The organism is Streptomyces sp. CO7 (assembly GCF_053474865.1).
This window is the reverse complement of sequence record NZ_JBRIOU010000005.1, coordinates 120,815-124,789: the sequence shown is the minus strand read 5'-3', so window position 1 is coordinate 124,789 and position 3,975 is coordinate 120,815. Positions and strand designations below refer to the sequence as shown.

4 protein-coding genes are annotated in these 3,975 nt (G+C 72.9%); 2 read left to right on the top strand and 2 right to left on the bottom strand.

Annotated features, from left to right (window positions below):
• Positions 1-59: 59 nt before the first annotated feature.
• On the bottom strand, positions 60-527 hold the full coding sequence (gene bcp / locus ACOV8S_RS18885) for a thioredoxin-dependent thiol peroxidase (protein WP_448318984.1): 468 nt from the start codon (positions 525-527) through the stop codon (positions 60-62).
• A gap of 177 nt (positions 528-704) precedes the next feature.
• Here bcp and ACOV8S_RS18880 point away from each other — a divergent pair, with 177 nt between their 5' ends.
• Together ACOV8S_RS18880 and ACOV8S_RS18875 are read left to right on the top strand one after the other, a co-directional pair.
• Positions 705-1,067 carry a DUF3618 domain-containing protein gene (locus tag ACOV8S_RS18880; protein WP_448318983.1) on the top strand — a complete coding sequence of 121 codons (363 nt, stop codon included), beginning with the start codon at positions 705-707 and terminating at the stop codon, positions 1,065-1,067.
• A 117-nt stretch (positions 1,068-1,184) separates the two neighbouring features.
• On the top strand, positions 1,185-1,487 hold the full coding sequence (locus ACOV8S_RS18875) for a GroES family chaperonin (RefSeq protein WP_448319449.1): 303 nt from the start codon (positions 1,185-1,187) through the stop codon (positions 1,485-1,487).
• Positions 1,488-1,575: 88 nt separating this feature from the next.
• Here the strand turns inward: ACOV8S_RS18875 and ACOV8S_RS18870 are convergent.
• A partial coding sequence (locus ACOV8S_RS18870; RefSeq protein WP_448318982.1) for a transglycosylase domain-containing protein occupies positions 1,576-3,975 on the bottom strand: 2,400 nt, incomplete at its 5' end.

The window sequence follows — 3,975 nt, the reverse complement described above, 5'->3', positions numbered from 1 at the left end:
GGCCGGGGCCGGGGGGCGGGGGCGGCTCACCGCCCCCGCCGGGCCCGGCGGCCGGCGTCTCAGACGCCGAGGTCGCGGATGATCTTGGCCACGTGCCCGGTGGCCTTCACGTTGTACAGCGCCCGCTCGACGGTCCCGTCGGCGTCCACCACGACCGTGGACCGGATGACCCCGACGACCGTCTTGCCGTACAGCTTCTTCTCGCCGAACGCCCCGTACGCCTCCAGGGCCTTCTTGTCCGGGTCGGCCAGCAGGGTGACCTTCAGCGACTCCTTGTCGCGGAACTTCGCCAGCTTCTCCGGCTTGTCCGGCGAGATGCCGACGACGTCGTAGCCCGCGCCGGCGAGCAGCTCGAGGTTGTCGGTGAAGTCGCACGCCTGCTTGGTGCAGCCGGGGGTAAGCGCGGCGGGGTAGAAGTACACGATGACCTTGCGGCCCGCGTAGTCGGCCAGCGAGACCTCGTTGCCGTCGGCGTCGGGAAGGGTGAAGGCGGGGGCGGTGTCGCCGGGCTGAAGTCGCTCGGACATCGGGTGGGGCTCCTTGGTCACTCGTCACCGGGTGGGCGCGTACGAGCGTAACCGGGGGGCGTGGCCGTGCGGCCGGGCCCCGAGCTGACAGACTGGTGCACAGCACCACGGAACGCAGGACGACGTACGGTACGGACGACGGACATCCGACGGCGAAACGATCACGGAGGCGGCACGGTGGCGGACAGCCCGGACACCAGGACACCGGCGCAGATCAAGGCGGACATCGAGCGCCGTCGCGCTCAGCTGGCGGAGACGCTCGAGGAGATCGGGGTGCGGATGCACCCCAGGACGATGGTGGACGACGCCAAGGCCAAGGCGCGCAGCCAGGTCGACCAGACCCTCGGACGGGCCTACGTGAGCGTCAACCGGACGATGACCGAGGTGCGGGGACGTTTCGTCGACGAGGAGGGCTCGCCGCGGATGAACCGGATCGTGCCGGTGGCGCTGGTGGCGGTCGGCGTGGTCGGCCTGCTGGTGCTCAGCGGCACCCGGAGCTCCGGCGGCTCGCACGGCAGGCGCTGCCGGCGCCGTCGCTGAGCGACCCCCGCACAGCGGTACCCGCTCGGACGGCGAGGGGTCCGGGCCAGGTAGGTTCGGACCGTGAGCGTCAACAGAACTGTGAGCGACACCGAGCACGACAAGCTTCCGATCCGGATGCTGCACGACCGCGTGCTGGTGCGTCAGGACAATTCGGAGGGTGAGCGCCGCTCGGGCGGCGGCATCCTGATCCCCGCGACGGCGGCGGTCGGCCGGCGCCTCGCGTGGGCGGAGGTCGTCGCGGTCGGGCAGAACGTCCGCACCGTCGAGACGGGGGACCGCGTCCTGTTCGACCCGGAGGACCGGGCCGAGGTCGAGGTCCGGGGCATGACCTACGTCCTCATGCGGGAGCGCGACCTGCACGCGGTCGCCGCGGACCGCTTCGAGGGCACGGAGGACACCACGGGCCTCTACCTCTAGCGACACCCGAAGGGGCCGGACCGCCGACGCGGTCCGGCCCCTTCTCCCTGTCCCGGCGGGGCGGTCGCCGTCCCGCCGGGGCGGTCGCTCAGGGCAGGAACTGCGGCGGCCACGGGTACTGCCCGTGCGGCGCAGGGTAGGGCCCTCCCCCGGGCCACGGCGCGGGCCTCCCCGGCGGCCGCCCGTCGACGGGGGCGCCCTCGACGGCGGCGGACTCCCCCGGCCGCGGCCCGTGCCCGGGCGACGGCAGCACCGCTTCGCCGGGTGCGGGCCCGGCATCGGGGCCGCCCGCCCCCTCGACGCCGTGCCCCGCGCTGCCCTCGCCGCCCTCGACGGAACCGCCCTCGGTGGAACCGTCCTCGAAGGACCCCTCCTGCTCCGCATCGCCCCCGGGCTCGAACGCCCCCTCCTCCGACGGCTCCCCCGACGGCGAGGCGGACGCACCGTCACTCGGCACCGCGTACGGCAGCTTCAGGTCGCCGCTGCCGGTGCGCACCTGCAGGTCGAACGCGGTCGCCTTGCGCCCCTTCATCGCGTCCTTGACGAACGCCGCCCACACCTCGGCCGGGGCGCCGCCGCCGTTGATCCTCCCGAGGCCCATCGCCCCGTACAGCGGCTTGTGCGCGGCCGTCTTCGGGTCCTGACCCATCACCGAGACCACCGCGGCCAGTTCGGGCGTGAACCCGGCGAACCAGGCCGCCGTGTCCTCCTCGGCCGTGCCGGTCTTGCCGGCCGCCGGCCGCCCCGCCGCCAGCGCCGCCGTGGCGGTGCCGCCGGACACCACGCCCCGCAGCACCGACGTCGTCGTGTCCGCCGCGACCCGGCTGACCGCCTGCGAGGACTCACGCTCCGGCAGCGACAGCGTCTGCGACCCGTTGCGGGTGATCTTCTCGATCAGCGTGTACGGCCGGTACCGCCCGTGGTCCGCGAGGGTCGCGTAGGCCTGCGTCATGTCCAGCACGCTCGCGGTGGCCGTGCCCAGCGCCATCGACGGGGAGGCGATCAGGTCGGGGGTGCGCTCCGGGAGCCCCAGCTTCACCGCCGTCCGGTGCACCCGGTCGGGGCCGACGTCCACCGCCATCTGGGCGTACACCGCGTTCACCGACTTGTCGGTGGCCTCGCTGACGGTGATCTCGCCGTAGTCCTTCCCGTCCTCGTTCTCCGGGGTGTACCGGGCCCCGGGCCAGCCCTCGACCGCCCGCTTGCTGGTGCCGTCGTACATGGTCTGCGGGGTGATGGGGCGCCCGTCGTGGGTCTGCGCCTGGTGCTCGAGGGCGGCGGCCAGCACGAACGGCTTGAACGTCGAACCCACCTGGAAGTCCCGGCGGGTGGCGTTGTTGGTGTACTGCTTCAGGTAGTCGGTGCCGCCGTACATGGCGACGACCTTGCCCGTGCGCGGTTCGATCGCCGCGGCCCCGGCCCGCACGTTCTTGTCGGCGTCCCGGGCCTTGGGCTCCAGGTTGTCCAGGACCTCCTCCTCGACCGCCTCCACCAGGGCGTCCTGGGCCGGCTTGCGCAGCGTGGTCCAGATCCGGTAGCCGCCGCCGTCGAGTGCGGCCTCGTCGAGGATGTCGTGCTCCGCCAGGTACGCCTTCACGGCGTTGACCACGTAGCCGCGCTGGCCCGACAGGGCGGTGTTGATCCGGTTGGGGCGGGGGGCGGGGAACTCCAGGGAGGCGCGCTGCTTCGGCGTCAGCCAGCCCTCCTTGACCATGCCGTCCAGCACGTACCGCCAGCGCACCAGGGCCTTCTTCCGGTTCTCCGGGTAGGCGTCGACGTCGTAGGCGTTCGGGGAGTTGAGCAGCGCGGCCAGGTAGGCGCCCTGGGCGGCGTTCAGCTCCGAGGCGTCGATGCCGTAGTAGGCCTGGGCGGCCGCTTGGATGCCGTAGGTGTTGCGGCCGAAGTAGCTGGTGTTCAGGTAGCCCTCGAGGATGTCGTCCTTCGGCTTCTCCCGGTCCAGCTTGATCGCGATGAAGAACTCCTTGGCCTTGCGGGTGAGCGTCTGCTCCTGGCCCAGGTAGTAGTTCTTGACGTACTGCTGGGTGATGGTGGAACCGGACTGCCGGCCCTTGCCGGTGACGGTGTTCCAGGCGCCGCGGACCATCGCCTGCGGGTCCACCCCGGAGCCGTCGTAGAAGTCGCGGTCCTCGGCGGCGAGCACGGCGTGCTGCGCGGCCGAGGACACCTGCGACAGCCGGACGCTCTCCCGGTTGACGTCGCCGTCGCGGGCCAGCCGCGAGCCGTCCGCGTAGAGGAAGACGTTGCTCTGCATGGTGGCCAGGGCGTTGGCGCGGGGGATCTTGACCAGGTGGTAGCCGACGGCCAGGGCGCCCGCGCAGAGCAGAATGACGGTGACCATGCCGAGCAGGGTGAAGCGCCAGGTGGGGAGCGCGCGGCGCCAGCCCTTGCGGCCAGAGGCGGCGGGCCCCGGGGCGGCGGGTCCCGGAGCGCCCGGTCCCGGGGCGTCACCGCTCCCGCCCCCCGCGCC

Bases quoted from the DNA above. Each gene is read 5' to 3' on its own strand.
- bcp (WP_448318984.1), bottom strand. From the start codon at position 527: ATGTCCGAGCGACTTCAGCCCGGCGACACCGCCCCCGCCTTCACCCTT.
- ACOV8S_RS18875 (WP_448319449.1), top strand. From the start codon at position 1,185: ATGCTGCACGACCGCGTGCTGGTGCGTCAGGACAATTCGGAGGGTGAG.